General features: G+C 70.3%; 15 protein-coding genes and 1 pseudogene. 5 read left to right on the forward strand and 11 right to left on the reverse strand.

Going from position 1 to position 14,828, the window contains the following annotated elements; translation table 11 throughout:
- Positions 1 to 3 precede the first annotated feature (3 nt).
- Genes ACFWNN_RS30655 through ACFWNN_RS30665 form a run of 3 tightly spaced genes read left to right on the forward strand, consistent with a single transcriptional unit; the run spans position 4 to position 2,898 of the window.
- Positions 4 to 1,245, forward strand: a complete 1,242-nt coding sequence (locus ACFWNN_RS30655; RefSeq protein ID WP_382443533.1) for an ABC transporter permease — start codon at positions 4 to 6, stop codon at positions 1,243 to 1,245.
- Positions 1,238 to 1,627: a cytidine deaminase gene (locus ACFWNN_RS30660; RefSeq protein WP_382443411.1), complete on the forward strand. Its 390-nt coding sequence runs from the start codon at positions 1,238 to 1,240 to the stop codon at positions 1,625 to 1,627. The genes ACFWNN_RS30655 and ACFWNN_RS30660 overlap by 8 nt, the downstream gene beginning before the upstream one ends.
- Positions 1,624 to 2,898, forward strand: a complete 1,275-nt coding sequence (locus ACFWNN_RS30665; protein ID WP_382443412.1) for a thymidine phosphorylase — start codon at positions 1,624 to 1,626, stop codon at positions 2,896 to 2,898. The genes ACFWNN_RS30660 and ACFWNN_RS30665 overlap by 4 nt, the downstream gene beginning before the upstream one ends.
- Here ACFWNN_RS30665 and ACFWNN_RS30670 read toward each other — a convergent pair.
- The 3 genes and pseudogenes from ACFWNN_RS30670 to ACFWNN_RS30680 all read right to left on the reverse strand — a co-directional run.
- Positions 2,895 to 4,373, reverse strand: coding sequence for a serine/threonine-protein kinase (locus ACFWNN_RS30670; RefSeq protein WP_382443413.1), 1,479 nt, complete (start codon positions 4,371 to 4,373; stop codon positions 2,895 to 2,897). The two genes, ACFWNN_RS30665 and ACFWNN_RS30670, sit on opposite strands and share 4 nt — an antisense overlap.
- 113 nt (positions 4,374 to 4,486) lie before the next feature.
- The gene (locus ACFWNN_RS30675) at positions 4,487 to 4,966 is read right to left on the reverse strand and encodes a DUF2716 domain-containing protein (RefSeq protein ID WP_382443414.1); all 480 of its coding nucleotides are present in this window, start codon (positions 4,964 to 4,966) and stop codon (positions 4,487 to 4,489) included.
- A gap of 1,036 nt (positions 4,967 to 6,002) precedes the next feature.
- Positions 6,003 to 6,522, reverse strand: a pseudogene (locus tag ACFWNN_RS30680) (hypothetical protein); the annotation flags it as partial.
- A gap of 617 nt (positions 6,523 to 7,139) precedes the next feature.
- Here ACFWNN_RS30680 and ACFWNN_RS30685 point away from each other — a divergent pair.
- The gene (locus tag ACFWNN_RS30685) at positions 7,140 to 8,231 is read left to right on the forward strand and encodes an adenosine deaminase (RefSeq protein WP_382443415.1); all 1,092 of its coding nucleotides are present in this window, start codon (positions 7,140 to 7,142) and stop codon (positions 8,229 to 8,231) included.
- Here the strand turns inward: ACFWNN_RS30685 and ACFWNN_RS30690 are convergent.
- The 7 genes from ACFWNN_RS30690 to ACFWNN_RS30720 all read right to left on the reverse strand — a co-directional run bounded on the left by ACFWNN_RS30690 (position 8,218) and on the right by ACFWNN_RS30720 (position 13,650).
- The gene (locus ACFWNN_RS30690; RefSeq protein ID WP_382443416.1) at positions 8,218 to 9,198 is read right to left on the reverse strand and encodes a dTDP-glucose 4,6-dehydratase; all 981 of its coding nucleotides are present in this window, start codon (positions 9,196 to 9,198) and stop codon (positions 8,218 to 8,220) included. The two genes, ACFWNN_RS30685 and ACFWNN_RS30690, sit on opposite strands and share 14 nt — an antisense overlap.
- 2 nt (positions 9,199 to 9,200) lie before the next feature.
- Positions 9,201 to 9,944 carry a GntR family transcriptional regulator gene (locus ACFWNN_RS30695; RefSeq protein ID WP_382443417.1) on the reverse strand — a complete coding sequence of 248 codons (744 nt, stop codon included), beginning with the start codon at positions 9,942 to 9,944 and terminating at the stop codon, positions 9,201 to 9,203.
- Between the two features lie 85 nt (positions 9,945 to 10,029).
- Positions 10,030 to 11,256, reverse strand: a complete 1,227-nt coding sequence (locus ACFWNN_RS30700) for a primosomal protein (RefSeq protein ID WP_382443418.1) — start codon at positions 11,254 to 11,256, stop codon at positions 10,030 to 10,032.
- Between the two features lie 54 nt (positions 11,257 to 11,310).
- Positions 11,311 to 11,757 carry a YbaB/EbfC family nucleoid-associated protein gene (locus ACFWNN_RS30705; RefSeq protein WP_382443419.1) on the reverse strand — a complete coding sequence of 149 codons (447 nt, stop codon included), beginning with the start codon at positions 11,755 to 11,757 and terminating at the stop codon, positions 11,311 to 11,313.
- Complete coding sequence (locus tag ACFWNN_RS30710; RefSeq protein ID WP_382443420.1) at positions 11,745 to 12,095, reverse strand: YbaB/EbfC family nucleoid-associated protein; 351 nt, start codon at positions 12,093 to 12,095, stop codon at positions 11,745 to 11,747. Before ACFWNN_RS30710 ends, ACFWNN_RS30705 begins: the two co-directional genes overlap by 13 nt.
- A 41-nt stretch (positions 12,096 to 12,136) precedes the next feature.
- Positions 12,137 to 13,327 carry a C40 family peptidase gene (locus tag ACFWNN_RS30715; RefSeq protein ID WP_382443421.1) on the reverse strand — a complete coding sequence of 397 codons (1,191 nt, stop codon included), beginning with the start codon at positions 13,325 to 13,327 and terminating at the stop codon, positions 12,137 to 12,139.
- Positions 13,324 to 13,650 (reverse strand): hypothetical protein, encoded by a 327-nt coding sequence (locus ACFWNN_RS30720; RefSeq protein WP_382443422.1) that lies wholly within the window; start codon positions 13,648 to 13,650, stop codon positions 13,324 to 13,326. The genes ACFWNN_RS30715 and ACFWNN_RS30720 overlap by 4 nt, the downstream gene beginning before the upstream one ends.
- A gap of 92 nt (positions 13,651 to 13,742) precedes the next feature.
- Here ACFWNN_RS30720 and ACFWNN_RS30725 point away from each other — a divergent pair, with 92 nt between their 5' ends.
- Positions 13,743 to 14,279, forward strand: a complete 537-nt coding sequence (locus tag ACFWNN_RS30725) for an SMI1/KNR4 family protein (protein WP_382443423.1) — start codon at positions 13,743 to 13,745, stop codon at positions 14,277 to 14,279.
- A 1-nt stretch (position 14,280) separates the two neighbouring features.
- Here the strand turns inward: ACFWNN_RS30725 and ACFWNN_RS30730 are convergent, their stop codons facing one another.
- A complete protein-coding gene (locus ACFWNN_RS30730; protein ID WP_382443424.1) occupies positions 14,281 to 14,814 on the reverse strand; it encodes a VanZ family protein in 534 nt (177 codons plus the stop codon).
- Positions 14,815 to 14,828 lie beyond the last annotated feature (14 nt).

The following is a 14,828-nucleotide window of genomic DNA, read 5'->3' on the forward strand; positions in this document are numbered from 1 at the left end:
ACGATGGAGGAGAAGCCGCACATCCCGGCGGCGCCTCGCAAGCGCAAGGTGCCCGGCTGGGCCGTCGCCATGCTCGGCGTCGCGGGCGCGATCGCGTTGCTGTCGATCACGTCGATGCAGACCGGGTTTCCGCAGCTCACGTCGTCCGGCACGACCCAGACGGCGGTGCGGCTCGCGCTGCCGATCCTGCTCGCCGGCCTCGGCGGCCTGTGGGCGGAACGCGCCGGCGTGGTCAACATCGGCCTCGAAGGCATGATGATCATGGGCACCTGGGGCGCGGCGTGGGCCGGGTACCAGTGGGGTCCGTGGGCCGCCGTCGTCGCGGCGGTGGTGTTCGGGTCGCTGGGTGGTCTGCTGCACGCGATCGCGACGGTCACGTTCGGCGTCAACCACATCGTCTCCGGTGTGGCGATCAACCTGCTGGGCGCCGGTCTGACGAAGTACCTGTCGACGCTGGTGTTCTTCCCGATCTCGCACAACCCGCGGCAGTCGCCGCCGGTCGCGCCGTTCGACACGTTCTCGGTGGCGGGCCTCGGTGACTGGCTCGGTGAGCTGGAGGCCGGGCAGCGCCTGTTCATCTCGGACGTCGCGGGCATCCTGCGCGGTCTCGTCACCGGTGTCTCGCCGTTGACGATGCTGGCGATCCTGCTGCTGCCGCTGTCGTACTGGCTGCTCTGGCGCACCCGCTTCGGCCTGCGCCTGCGTTCGGTCGGCGAGAACCCGCACGCCGCGGACTCGCTGGGCGTGAAGGTGTACTTCCACAAGTACGTCGCGGTGATCGTCTCCGGTGGGCTCGCCGGCCTGGGTGGCGCCTCGCTGGTGCTCAACCCCGGTCAGCTGTCCTACCTGGAGGGTCAGACCGGCGGCCGCGGGTACATCGGTCTCGCCGCGATGATCTTCGGCAACTGGCGGCCGGGCGGTCTGCTGGGTGGTGCGGCGCTGTTCGGCTACGCCGACGGCCTGCAGCTGCGGTCCGGTGGCGAGACGGTGCTGGCGCTGGTCTACGGCGTCGTGCTGCTGCTCGCCGTGATCGTGGTGTGGCAGCTGATCCGGCAGAAGTGGTTCTCCGCGGCGGCGGCGATCGTCGTGGCCGTGCTGATGTACCTGCTGTACATCAGCCTCGACGAGATCCCGAGCGAGTTCGTGTCGTACGCGCCGCACATGGTGACGTTGGCCGTGCTTGCCGTTGCCTCTCAACGATTGCGAATGCCGGCGGCCGACGGCGTGGTCTACCGCCGTGGCTGAGGTCGACTGGGACCTGCTGCGGGCGCGGGCAGTGGAGGCGGCGTCGTTCGCCCACTGCCCGTACTCGGGGTTGCAGGTCGGCTCCGCCGCGCTGTGCGACGACGGCCGCATCGTGACCGGGTGCAACGTCGAGAACGCCTCGTACGGCGTGGGGCTCTGCGCCGAGTGCGCGATGGCCGGGCAGTTGCAGCTGACGGGGGGCGGCCGGTTCGTGGCCGTCACCTGCCGGTCCGGTGCCGGTGAGCTGCTGATGCCGTGCGGCCGGTGCCGTCAGGTGTTGTACGAGCTGGGCGGTCGCGACTGCCTGGTGGACACGCCGTCCGGGATCCTGCCGATGTCGTCGGTGCTCCCGGACGCGTTCGGACCGGAGGACCTGCCATGAGCTTCTCGGCGGTGGACGTCATTCGCGCCAAGCGCGACGGTTTCGAGCTGTCCGATGCGCAGATCGACTGGGTCATCGACGCGTACACGCGCGGTTCCGTGGCGGACGAGCAGATGTCCGCGCTGGCGATGGCGGTCTTCTTCAACGGCATGACCCCTGCCGAGACCGCGCGCTGGACGCAGGCGATGATCTCGTCCGGCGAGCGGTTGTCGTTGCACGTGGATCGCCCCACCGTGGACAAGCACTCGACGGGTGGGGTGGGCGACAAGATCACGCTGCCGCTGGCACCTCTCGTCGCCGCCTGCGGGGCTGCCGTGCCGCAGCTGTCGGGCCGCGGTCTGGGCCACACCGGCGGAACCCTGGACAAGCTGGAGTCGATCCCGGGGTGGCGGGCCGCACTGTCCACTTCGGAGATCCTGTCCCAGCTCTCCTCGGTCGGCGCGGTCGTGTGTGCTGCCACCGAAGGACTTGCTCCGGCCGACCGCAAGCTCTACGCGTTGCGGGACGTCACCGGCACCGTCGAGGCGATTCCCCTGATCGCTTCTTCGATCATGTCGAAGAAGATCGCCGAGGGCGCCGAGTCGTTGGTGCTGGACGTGAAGGTCGGCTCCGGCGCGTTCATGAAGGACCTCGCTTCGGCCCGTGCGCTGGCCGAGGCCCTGGTGGCCATCGGCGTCGAGCACGGTGTGCGCATCTCGGCGCTGCTGACCGACATGTCGGTGCCTTTGGGGCGTGCGGTCGGCAACGCGGTCGAGGTGGCCGAGTCCGTCGACGTGCTGCGCGGCGGCGGACCTGCCGACGTGGTGGAGCTGACCGTCGCCCTGGCGCGCGAGATGGTGTCGCTGGCGGGGCTTTCCGTTGATCCCGCCGCCGTCCTGGCCTCGGGCGAGGCGTACGAGGTGTGGGCGCGGATGATCCGTGCCCAGGGCGGCGACCCGGACGCGGCTCTGCCGGTCGCGTCGCACAAGCACGTCGTCGTCGCGCCCGCGTCGGGTGTGCTGTCCACTTTGGACGCTTACGGCGTCGGCGTGGCGGCGTGGCGCCTCGGTGCCGGCCGGGCCCGCAAGGAGGACCCGGTGCAGTTCGGTGCCGGCGTCCTCTGCCTGGCCAAGCCGGGCGACGTGGTGGAGGCCGGCCAGCCGTTGCTGGAGCTCCACACCGACACCCCGGACGCGGTCGCCGGAGCCCTCCAGGCACTGGAAGGTGCCTACGAGGTAACGGATTCCGCGCCGGAGCGTCCGCCGCTGGTGATCGACACCATCCGCGGTTAGCCGACGAGCGAGCCCGCCAGGGGCGACCTGTCCTGCTTCCACAGCACGCACAGGACCTCCTGGCGGCCCGGCGCCGCGGCGTCGTTGTAGGCCTCCCACTCCTTCTGCGTGGGAACGAGCCCGGTGAAGCCGAGCGGCTCCTTGATCTTCGGCTCGATGACCTTGAACTGCTCGGTGCAGTAGTTCTTGGCGAAGTCCGCCAGCCACTGCTCACCGGGATAGGCGATGTCCTTCGGCTTGTCCCACATGGGCGTCGCGGCCGAGAACAGCTGAATCCCGTGCGGCCCGCTGCACGGCACGTCCTGCCGCACCGGCGACCCCTGCGTCAGGAAGTCCTTGGCGCACTGCGTTCCCGACAGGTTCCACTCGGGCACGTCCCCGCCCCGCCCGAACGTGGCGATGCGCCGCGAAGGCAACGCGGCCCCCACCGGCAACTCCTGCGGATCGGTCCACTCGCTGGAGTTCTCCTGCGGCTGCGTCTGGTTGGTGCTGGTGTTCGGCCCGGCGTTGGTCGTCTCGTTCGGCTTGAAGGCCTGGTAACCGGCGAACGCCGCACCCGCCAGCACCACCACGCCCAGCACGATCGCGCCGACAGTCACGAGCCGCTTCTTCTTGCCTCCCGGCTCGAGCTGCCTGGTGGCGTGCACCGACGGAACCGCCGTCCCCTGCACGATCGCCGTGAGCATCTGCCGCGCCTGCGGAGCCGTCAGCCGCCGAGCCGGATCCACCGTGAGCAACCCGCGAATGACTTCGGCCAGCGCGGGCGAGGCGTTCCGGAGCACCGGCGGCTCGTTCATGATGGCGTGCAACGTGGAAGCCGTGGACGTCCGCTCGAACGGACTGATCCCCTCAACGGCGTTGGCGATGGTCACGCCCAACGCCCACAGATCCGACGCCGGCGAGGCCTCCCACCCGCTGAGCCGGTCCGGCGACATGTAGGCGGGCGACCCGATGATGCCGCCGTTGTGCGTGAGCCGGGGGTCGTCCATGGCCTGCGCGATGCCGAAGTCGGTGAGCTTCACAGCCCCGTCCGGCCGCACCATGATGTTGCTGGGCTTCACGTCCCGATGCACGATGCCGGCCTGATGGGCGGTCTCCAACGCCCCCAGCACCTGCAACGCCACCCCGGCCATCCACACGGAGTCGCGCGGCCCGTGGTTCTTCACGATGGTCGCGAGGTCGAGCGCGTCCACCAACTCCATCGCGAGGTACGTGCGCCCGTTCTCCCGCACCACGTCGTAGACCGTGACGACCGCGGGGTGGTTCAGCCTGCCCGCGGTGCGCGCCTCCCGGAGCATGCGCTCTTCGAGCACGGCGAACTCGTCGGCGGCGATGCCCTGCGGCGGGTGCAGTTCCTTGAGCGCGACCGAGCGGCCGAGCAGCTGGTCCTGGGCACGCCACACGACACCCATCGCACCTCTGCCCAGTTCGGCCAGGAGTGCGTAGCGGTCGGCGATGAGTCGCTGTTGCTGCACGGACTATCCCTTCTGGACGCCCCCAGATGGTCGCGAGCATAACGACCCGACGTGTGAGCGCTCTCCTCGTGGTCACGTCCTGGGAACCGGGCCGGTTCAACGCACGGCGGACATCACCGGAAGTCCCAGTTCGGTACGAGGTCGCGGACCAGGTCGTCTCCCCAGACCGTCAGCGTCTGCTCCCAGGGGTGTCCGAACGTGCCCTGAGACATGTCTTCGGTCAGGAAGAGGTAGTAGTCGCCGTCGGGGAACGGCGAGAACGGCGACTCCGGCCACGTGAACACCCCGGAGTGCCGGTGCGGCCAGAACCGGTAGCCGGGGTGCTGCCAGTCGAGGGCGACCAGCGCCGTCCGTTCGTCGAAGATCCGCTGGAATGACGTCAGGACCAGCTCGTTCACCCGCCGCGACCCCGACTCGAACCTGTCCGGGTGGTGGATCTCCGCCAGGTCCAGCACGACCGCACCCGGCGGTGCGGCGATCGCGGGCCACCGCTCGGGGTCCATGCCGGGCCGGAACCGGAACCGCCGGTCGAACTCGTCCCACAGCCGCCGTTCGTCCTCGTCGGACAGTTCCCGCCAGGCATCGCTCACCACGGCACGAGCTTACGGTCGCGCACGCAGAACGGCCCCGGAGCTGCGCAGCTCCGGGGCCGTTCTGGCACGTCAGGCGATCAGGCGCCCTCGGCCGCCAGGTCGTCGTCGTCCATGTCCTTGCCGCCGTTGGCCGGCTTCGGGCCACCGTTCTTGCGCGTGCGGCGCTGCGGGCGCGGCAGGGCGGTGGGCGGCGGGGGAGGCGTGGGCGAGCCGCCGCCGAGGATGAGCTCGGCGAAGGTGGCCATGGCCTCGTCCAGCTGGCCGCCGATGCGCAGTTCGGACTCCTGGTTCGACTTGCGGACCAGGGACTGCAGCGAGTCGGTGTCCGGACGGGCGCCGACGGTCTCGGCGACCTTGGTGAGGCTCGCGTCGACGGTGCCGCCGAGCTCGGAGATCCGCGCGGCGAAGCCGTCCTCGACCTTGTCGAGGCGGTTGGTCATGTTGTCGAGCTGCGAGGTGACGAGCTCCAGGCGGCGGGCCAGGGACTCGAGGCGGTCGGCCGCGTCGACCTGGTCGCGCGACTGCTCGATCGCGGCGTACAGGGCGGTGCGGGCCTCGTCGAGCTTGCCGTTGACGACCTCGCGGGTCTCGGCGACGGCGCCGGCGAGTTCGGTGCGGGTCTCGGCCAGCGAGCCGGCGAGCGACTCGCGGGTCTCGTTGAGCGAACCGGTGAGCGAGTCGCGGGTCTCGGCCAGCGAGCCGACCAGGGAGTCGCGGGTCTCCGCCACGACGCCGGCCAGCTCGGAACGGGTCTCGGCGAGGGAGCCGGCCAGTTCGCTGCGGGTGTCGCCCAGGGACGCGGCCAGCTGGTTGTGGCGGTCGGTGAGCGCGCCGGTCAGCTTCTCGCGGCTGTCGGTGATGGCGCCCGCCAGCTCGCCACGGCTCTCGGCGATCGCGGTGACCAGCTCGGCGCGGGCAGCGGCGAGGGCGTCACGCTGCTCGTCGGCACGGCCGTGGACGCTCGAGAACGACTCGGCGAGGATCTTCTGCAGCGCCTCGCGGGTGCCGTCGAGGTGCTCGTGCACGCCCTCGTCGACCTCGTCGAGACGGCCGCGCAGCGCGGCTTCGAGGGCCTCGATGCGCTCGCGCAGCGGGTTGGTGACGGCGCCCGGGATCGCGTCGACCTTGCCGTCCTGCTTGTCCATGTGACCGTCGAGGTCGTCGATCCGCTTGTGGATGGAGGCGAGCTTGTCCTCCAGGCCGTCCATGCGGCCCGCGACACCCTCGAAGCGGCCGGCGACGCCGTCGAGGCGTCCGTCCAGCTGCGCGAACGGCTTGGCGAGCTTGTCCACCAGGGCGTCGACCGCGCGACCGATGTCGGCGACGGCGTTGTCCTGGGCCTCCAGCTTGGCGAGGGCCTCGTCCAGGCGCTCAGCGAGAACGCTGACCTCGGTGCGGTCCGGCAGCTCCGACAGGCGCTTGCGGACCGAACCCAGCGACTCCAGAGGCGACATCCGGGCGTGGATCTCGTCCAGCGCGTCGAAGATCTGCTGCTGCTCGCTCTCACGGATCTCCGCGGCGCGCGTGAGCATGTTGCGCATCCGATCGAAGGACATCGTGGAGTTGTTGTTCTCTGTCACGGCTGAGTGCCTTCGTCCAGGGGAGGGGGAGACCACGGGAGCCTATCCGCGTCGCGGGACGTCGCTGTACCACCCCCGTCACAAAACGGCCGGGTGCGGACGGGCAACTGACCCGATCAGGCTACCCGACTACTCTGAACGCTTGGTGACGAGGCGGGAGCGGGCCGTAGCCACCGATGATGTTCCTACCTTGGGGTGACTCAAGCCTGGCGTTGGTTGCAGAAAGTTGCTGATCACGGATCTGCAACGACGGTGAACCGGCAAATGATCATATCGGCGGCAAGATCATCCTGGCCAGCTCCGGGCGGCGTGTCGTGCGGGTTTGGCCCTGATCGGGGGACTGCGCGGGTGCGGGTGCCGGTTCCGTGGATGCGTCGCGTTCCAGCGGGGTTGGTCGCGTTTTGTTGGTTGGGCTGCGGTTGCGAGGATGGTCCATCAGGCAGTGACTCGTAGGTGGTTGGCTTTGCGGTGACGGCTGCCGGTTGGGTGCGCGCGCCGGGCCTGCGTGCGTGGTTGGCCTGCGTTGACGACTGCGGTTGGGTGCGCGCGCCAGCCTGCCGGTTGGGGTGTGGCGGCTGGAGTAACGTGTAGCAATGTCCACGCCGCTTACCTTGGAGACCATCCGCAGCGCGCCGAAGGTGTTGCTGCACGACCACCTCGACGGTGGCCTCCGCCCGCAGACGGTGATCGAACTCGCCGATGCCACCGGCTACCAGGGCCTGCCCACCACGGACGCGGGCGTGCTCGGCGGCTGGTTCCGCGACAACGCCAACTCCGGCTCCCTCGTGCGCTACCTCGAAGGCTTCGCCCACACCTGCGGTGTCATGCAGGACGAGGCGTCGCTGGTCCGGGTCGCCGCGGAGGCCGTCGAGGACCTCGCCGCGGACGGGGTCGTCTACGCCGAGATCCGGTACGCCCCCGAGTTGAACACGGAGAAGGGGCTGTCCCTGGAGCAGGTCGTCGAGGCCGTCCAGGAGGGGTTCCGGATCGGCGCCGCGAACGTCGCCGCCACCGGGCGCAAGATTCGCGTCGGCACGCTGTTGTGCGCGATGCGTCAGAACGAGGGCTGGCTGCGCATCGCCGAGCTGGCGGTGCGGTACCGGGACCTCGGGGTGGTCGGCTTCGACATCGCCGGGCCCGAGGCCGGGTTCCCTCCCACCAGGGGGCTCGACACGTTCGAGTACCTGCGCCAGCAGAACGCGCACTTCACGATCCACGCCGGTGAGGCGTTCGGGTTGCCGTCCATCTGGGAGGCCATCCAGCACTGCGGTGCCGAACGGCTCGGGCACGGTGTGCGGATCGTCGACGACATCAAGGTTTCCGGTGACGGGACCGTCCAGTTGGGACGGCTCGCTGCCTACGTGCGGGACCGGCGGATTCCGCTGGAGATGTGCCCGACGTCGAACCTGCAGACCGGCGCCGCGCCGACGCTCGCCGAGCACCCCATCGGGCTGCTGGCCAAGCTGCGGTTCCGCGTCACGGTCAACACCGACAACCGGCTGATGAGCGACTGCTCGCTGTCGAGCGAGTTCGCCGCGCTGGCCGAGACGTTCGGGTACGGGTGGGCCGACCTGCAGTGGTTCACGATCAACGCCATGAAGTCGGCGTTCATCGGGTTCGACGAGCGGCTGGCGATCATCAACGAGCTGGTCAAGCCCGGCTACGCGGCCCTCACCGCGCAGTAGTCGCCCAGGCGGTCTCGTCGATCGTGCCGCGGTCGAGCAGAGGCTCCCACCAGGCGCGGTTGGCGGCGTACCAGCGGATGGTGTCCCGGACTCCGGCGTCGAAGCCGATCTCCGGGCGCCATCCCAGCTCGCGCTCGATCCTGGTCGAGTCCAGCAGGTAGCGGCGGTCGTGGCCGGGACGGTCGGCCACGACCGACTTCCGCGACGAGGGCAGCCCGAGCTCGTCGAGCACCAGGTCGGCGATCTGGTCGACGGTCGCCTCGACGCCGGTGCCCACGTGGTAGGTCCGGCCGACGTCGCCGTCGTGCAGCACCGCGTCGATGGCACGGCAGTGGTCGAGGACGTGGATCCACTCACGGCGGTGCGAGCTCGACGCGTAGATCGGGAGCTGCTGCCCGGTCAGCGCACGCGTGGTGAAGAGCGGCAGCACGGTCTCGGGGAACTGGTTCGGGCCGTAGTTGTTGGCGCAGTTGGAGATCGTCACCGGCAGGTCGAACGTCTCGTGGTACGAGCGCACGGCGTGGTCCGCGCCCGCCTTCGACGCGTTGTAGGGCGTGCGCGGCCGATAGGGCGACTCCTCGTGGAACGCCTCGGTCGCGTCCAGCGCGAGGTCGCCGTACACCTCGCACGTCGACACGTGGTGGAACCGCCGGACGCCCGCGCGACGGCACGACTCGAGCAACGCCTGCGTGCCCAGGACGTTCGTGCGGAAGAAGCGCTCCGGCTCCAGCACGGCGAGGCTGTTGTGGGACTCCGCGGCGAAGTTCACCACGACGTCGACGCCCGAGACGTCCGCCGAGGCGATGTCCGCGTGCACGAACGGGACGTCCTCAGGCAGGTTCGCCACGTTGCCGCGGTACGTCAGGGCGTCGAGCGCGATCACCTCGTCCGCCGGGTGTTCGCGCAGCCAGTAGCGGGTGAAGTGCGAGCCGATGAACCCGGCCGCTCCGGTGACGAGCACGCGCATGATCAGTCCTCCGAGGGGATTTCGGCGACGCCGGGTGGTTCCGCGCCGGGCCAGCCGCGGAACTCGACCTCCAGCTGGAAGCGGTGGCCCAGGTAGTGGTGCTCGGACAGCGCGATCGGGTGCTCGGAGGCGTCGAACGCGGTGCGGCGCACCAGCAGCACCGGCGTCGTGGCCGTGACGCCGAGCAGCGCTCCGAGCTCGCCCGCCGCGACCGCCGCGATGTTCTGCCGCACGACCGAGATCTGGTTCCCGTTGCGCCGCAACGTCTCCCACGTGCCGGGTGACTCGGCGTCGGCACGGCTGACCGGCGCGGCCAACGTCAGCGGCACCCACTCCGTCACGACGTCCAACGGTGTGTCGCCGGTGCGGCGCAGGGAACGCACGCGCAGCATCTCGCCCGGCCCCAGGATCGAGGCGACGGTCGAAGGCGCCGCGAGGTAGCCGTACTCGAGCACGGTGCGCACCAGCGCCACGCCCGCCTCGGCGACGGCCGACTGGGCGTGCTGGAACGTCCCGAGCGCGAGCGGCTGCGCGAACGACACCACGTACCAGCCGGCGCCCTTCCGCGACGCCAGCAGCCCTTCGTCGCGCAGTTGCTCCAACGCGCGGCGCACCGTCACGCGGCTGACCTCGTAGCGGCGGCCCAGCTCGGCCTCGCTCTCGATCGCCCCCGCCGGGCCGTAGTCGCCGAGCGTGATGCGTTCCCGCAGCTCAGCGGCAAGGCGGTGCGACCGAGAACCTGTCATAAACCTGTATCATACAGCTGAGGTCAACCCAGCAGACGCGAAAGGGCCGCTCACGCGAGGTGAGCGGCCCTTTCGTGAAAAGCGATCAGTTGCTGTTCAGACGGTCCTCGAACGCGGCCTGCAGCGTGCGGAACGCCGCCACCTCCGCGTCGTAGGGCGCGGACGGCGCGAGGCGCGTCGGGTCCGGCGACACGACGAACGACACCAGCCAGCCGAGCGACTCGGACGAAGCGAGCGCGTTCTTCACGGACTCGTCCTCCGCCCACTCGGCCGCGTCCTCGAACAGCTCGACGGCGAGGTCGAGCTGCTGCGGGTCGAGGGAGTCGGGGCCTTCCTCCATGTCCTCGGCGAGGCCGGTCAGGACGTAGACGTTGTCGTCGTCCACGTCCACGTCGAGCTCGCCGGCGGTGGCCTTGACCTTGACGTCGTTCCAGGTCTCGACCTCGGCCAGGTCGTGCTCGTCGTTCTCGGCGACGAAGCGGCTCAGCGCGCGCTGCGAGGTGAAGACCTCGATCTTGCCGCGGCGGCCCAGGAACACCGGGTCGTCGCCGAGGTAGGTGCGCAGCGTGTAGAACTCGCCAGCCGACGTGATGATCTTGATCGGGTCGATGCCGACCTCGGCCCAGAAGCCGGTCGGGGCTTCCTTCTCCTCGGAGTCCTCGTCGGAGTCGGTGTCCGCGGGGTCCTCGACGGCGGCGGCAGCGGTGGCGGCCTCCAGCGCGGCGAGCTCCTCCTGCGCGACGGTCAGTTCCTTCTCCGGGACCTCGGGCGTGTTCACGACGCCGTCGATCGCGTCGAGGACCTCGTCCCACTTCTCGGAGACGACCTCGGACAGCTCGCCCCACAGCTTCGCGCCGTCACGGCCGCTGAACGGCAGCGTGCCCTGCGGCAGCAGGGAGAAGCCCTCGGCGCTGTCCAGCACCTCGTGGACCTTCTCCAGGTCGCAGACGTCCGCGAGGGCGCGCACGATCGCGACGACGTCGGCGAGCTCACCGATCGTCCAGGTGTCCGGGTCCTCGGCGACCAGCTCGGGGACGCCGACCAGGTCGAACTGGTGGTTGTCGTCCGGCGAGAGGTCGGCGACGCCCAGCGACGGCACGACCGGCCACGCCGGGTGGTCGGTCAGGTCGTGTTCCTCGGCGGTGCGCACGAACGCGGCGAGGTGCGCGGCGTCGGGGAAGACGAACAGGTCCTCCTCGTCACCGAGGAACGCCTCCCACTCCTCGCCCTTCTCGCGCCAGCGAGGTGCCCACAGCGTGACGACGTCACCCTGCGTCAGCCCCAGCTCGATGGGGACGATGTCCTGCGCCATCCTGACCTCCCGGTCACGCCTGCCCGATGCCGTCGACGAGCCTAACGGTGCTGATCACCGAAGCCACGAGGGGTTGTCGAAGAAAGCGTCGTCGTCTGAGTTCTCGGTCTGCGGAGCCCTCGGCCTGCGTTCCGGGACCGCCTCTTCAGCTGGGGCTTTGGGCGGCACGACCGGGTTCCACGTCGCCCGGAAGGGGGAGTCGCCGGTGATCGACTCGACGTCGATCGCCATGCCGTCGCCCAGGGCCAGAGCCATCCTGTTGAAGCTCAGTTGGACGGCCGCGTTGGTCGCCAACTGCACTGTCTCGGTCACGACCTGCCCGACGGCCTGCGCACCCTGGGTGAGCAGCGCGGGGTGCAGGTGCAGTGCCTTGATCTCGCCCTTCGGCGTCGCGGTGACCATGCAGACGCCGGTCGGGTGCTCGGCCGTGGCGGTCAGCACGGCCAGTTCGCGCCGCAGCCGTTCGGTGGCCTGCATGCGTTCCTCGTTCACCGCTGCCACCCGAAGTCGTCCTCGTCCGGCCCGCGCTCGATGCCCATGGCCGTCAGCTCGCGCGGGTCGACCACGCGTTCCAGCGTCTGGTGCAGGCGGGTGTTCGCGGTGCGCTGGGCCTTCTCGGCGATGCGCATGATCTCGGCGGCCAGTCCCTGCGGGCCCATCCGCAACGCCGCCGGGCTCACCGAGATCTGCTGCGGCGGGCCGCCAGGCGTCGCGACGACCGTCACGGCGCCGTCCGGAGAGGACGCCCGTCCGGTCACCGGACCACTGCGCGTGACGTGCTCGGTCACGGCCTGCTCGACCTCGCGCACCTTCCGCGCGGCGCGCTCGACGTCGTCCACCTGATCACCCCCTGGTGCCGACCAGTGTGCCGCAAATCCGATCAGCCGGTGGGCCGGTAGAAGCCGTAGAACGACATGCCGCTGTTCGTCGTGCGGATCGGCTGCACCTGCACCGGGTCACCGGCCTCGACCATCTGCCCGTTGCCGATCACCATCGCGACGTGGCCGTCCCACACCACGAGGTCGCCCGGCAGCAGCTGGTCCGCGGGCACCGAGGCGCCCATGGCCTGCGACGACGCCGGGCGCGGGATGTCGAAGCCCGCGCCTCCGTACGCCCACTGCGTGAGGCCGGAGCAGTCGGTGCCCTGCGGCGGGTTCGCGCCGCCCCACACGTACGGGGTGCCGAGCGCCGACAACGCGTTGCGCACGGCCTTGGCCGCGGTCTCGTTCGGTGCCTCGGCGCTGCTGCCGTCGGGCAGGTTCACGCCGACGCCCTCGCCGGGCTGCGGCGGGATCGCGACCGGCAGCCGCGGGCCTGAGCCGCCGCCACCACCGCCGGAACCGCCGCCCGATCCACCGCCTCCGCCACCACCGGAGCCGCCTCCGCCACCACCGCCACTGCCGCCGCCGGACCCGTTGCCGGACGGCGAGCCGGTGCCGGAGTCCTGCTTGGGGGCGTCGGTCGCGCCGGACGTCGAGGTGGTGCCCTCGTCACCGCCGAGCGGCTCGCCGAGCTTCGCGAGCGCGCCGGCGTCGGGCTTCTGCAGGCCGTTCAGCTGGCCGACGAGCTGGGTGAGCTGGTCGCGCACCTTCTGCAGTTCGGCCTGGGTCTTGCTCTGGTAGCCGGACGCCATGCCGGCGAGGTCGGCCAGCGCGGCGAGCACCACGCCGGGGCCCGCCAGCAGCGACGCGGCCAGCGCGGCGGCGAGCTTCGGGGTCGCCTTGGCGGTGAACTCGTCGATCAGGCCCTGGATCGCGGTGCGGCCGCCGGTCACCGCGCTGACGCCGGTCGAGGCGGCGGTCTTGAGCGCGGACGCGTTGGCGGACAACAGGGTCGTGGCCGAGGCGAAGGTCGAGACGCGGCCGGTGAAGGCGTTGGCCTTGTCGCCGGTCCACGTGTTCAGCACGGCCGTGGAGGCGGAGGAGTGCTTCGCGCCGAGGTCGGTCATCGCGGTCTGGGCGCGCCCGAACGCGTCACCCGCGCGCGTGGCGCCGCCGGTGTCGCCGTCCAGCTTCGCCAGGTCTTCTTTCATGGGCGCGATGAACTGGCTCAGCAGCCCTTCGACGCTCATGCCTGGGCCGCCTTGTTGATCGACGCCTTGTGCGCGTCCTCCTGGGCGATGTAGGAGTCACGCGCCTTGCCGACGGCGGTGCCGAGACCGGCGAGCCCCGTCGAGGCGGCCTTCAACGCGTCGAGCTGTACCTGCGCGGCGGCCTGGAAGGCGGCGTTCAAGCCCACCTCGTTGCCCAGCTTGCCGAAGCAGTCGCCCGGCAGCGACGTGGTGCCGTTCAACGTGCCGGTGCCCACCGCCCCGACCTCGCTCGCCAGACCGCTCACCGCCGACGCGTAGCCGGTCAAGGCGTCGAAGTCGACCTTGAGGCCTTGTTCCGCCATCTGAAAGCACTTCCCCCAGTCGTGACCTGTTCGCCTTGATCCTGCCCCGATGAGCGGTACCTCGCCCGACGTTCCGCCAAGATCATGGAACGGTGGGTGTGATCGAGCACTGGAACCGGATCCTGGCATGGCTGGCGGAGAACGCTCCCGCCACCCGCGCCGTGCTGCGTCCGAGGTATGACGCGTTGCCGGATCTTCGGGTTCCGATCGATCTCCAGCTCTGGTGGAGCGTCTACGGCGGCACCGAGGACGACCGCTTCGCCGAGATCCTGCCGCCCTTCTACACGCCGCTCGACGCGGACCGCGCGTTCGTGCTGCGCGACACCCACGCGAGCAAGCCGGTGGACTCCTCCGAGGCGGGCGCGCCGACCAGCGGGTTCCACCCAGGCTGGCTGCCGATCGCGTTCGACGGCACCGGCGACGTGCTCGCGGTCGACCTGCGGCCCGGCGTGCTGCGCGGCTGCGTGGTCGAGTGGGACCAGGAGCGCAACGAGATGGTCAAGCCGGAGTGGACGTCGATCGTGGAGATGTTCGACCAGGTGGCGACGGCCCTGGAGACGCGCAGCGCGGTCGGGCACTGCTTCCCGGAGGTCAACACGGCGGGCGAACTGGGCTGGCGCACGAGCTAGGTCACCTGACTCCGGCGAGCGAGCGGACCTCTCGCGACTGCGGGACCGAAGTCGCCGTCACGCGGGCGTAGACCTTCACGGCGGCCAGCGCGCCCAGCCACCCGAGCGTCGTGCCGGTGGTGTTGGTGATCAGGTCGTCCACGTCGAAGATCCGGTTGGCCCACAGCAGCTGCGAGCCCTCGATCAGCAGCGAGACGCCGTACCCGATCAGCGCGGCCTGACCGATCGTGCGCTTGCCCCACCACATCAGCATCACGCCGAGCGGCACGAACAGCAGCACGTTCAACGTCATCTGGTCGAACGCGATCCGGCCGTCGCGGAACGTGTCGGCGACCCACTGGAACGGGACCAGCTGCATCGCCTGGCGCGGCGGCACGGTCTGCATCGGCAGGAACGTCGCCGCGAACAGCATGCTCGCGTAGCCGGTGATGGCGGCGGAACGGAAGGTGAGCTGACGGAACAACAGCTGCGGGAGCATGAATACCACCGACAGGAAAACGCCCCACTGGATGCTCACGAGCTGTGCATTCGTCATGAATCAAAGGTATG

Origin of the sequence: Lentzea sp. NPDC058450, assembly GCF_042721395.1 — a bacterium.
Lineage (GTDB): Bacteria > Actinomycetota > Actinomycetes > Mycobacteriales > Pseudonocardiaceae > Lentzea.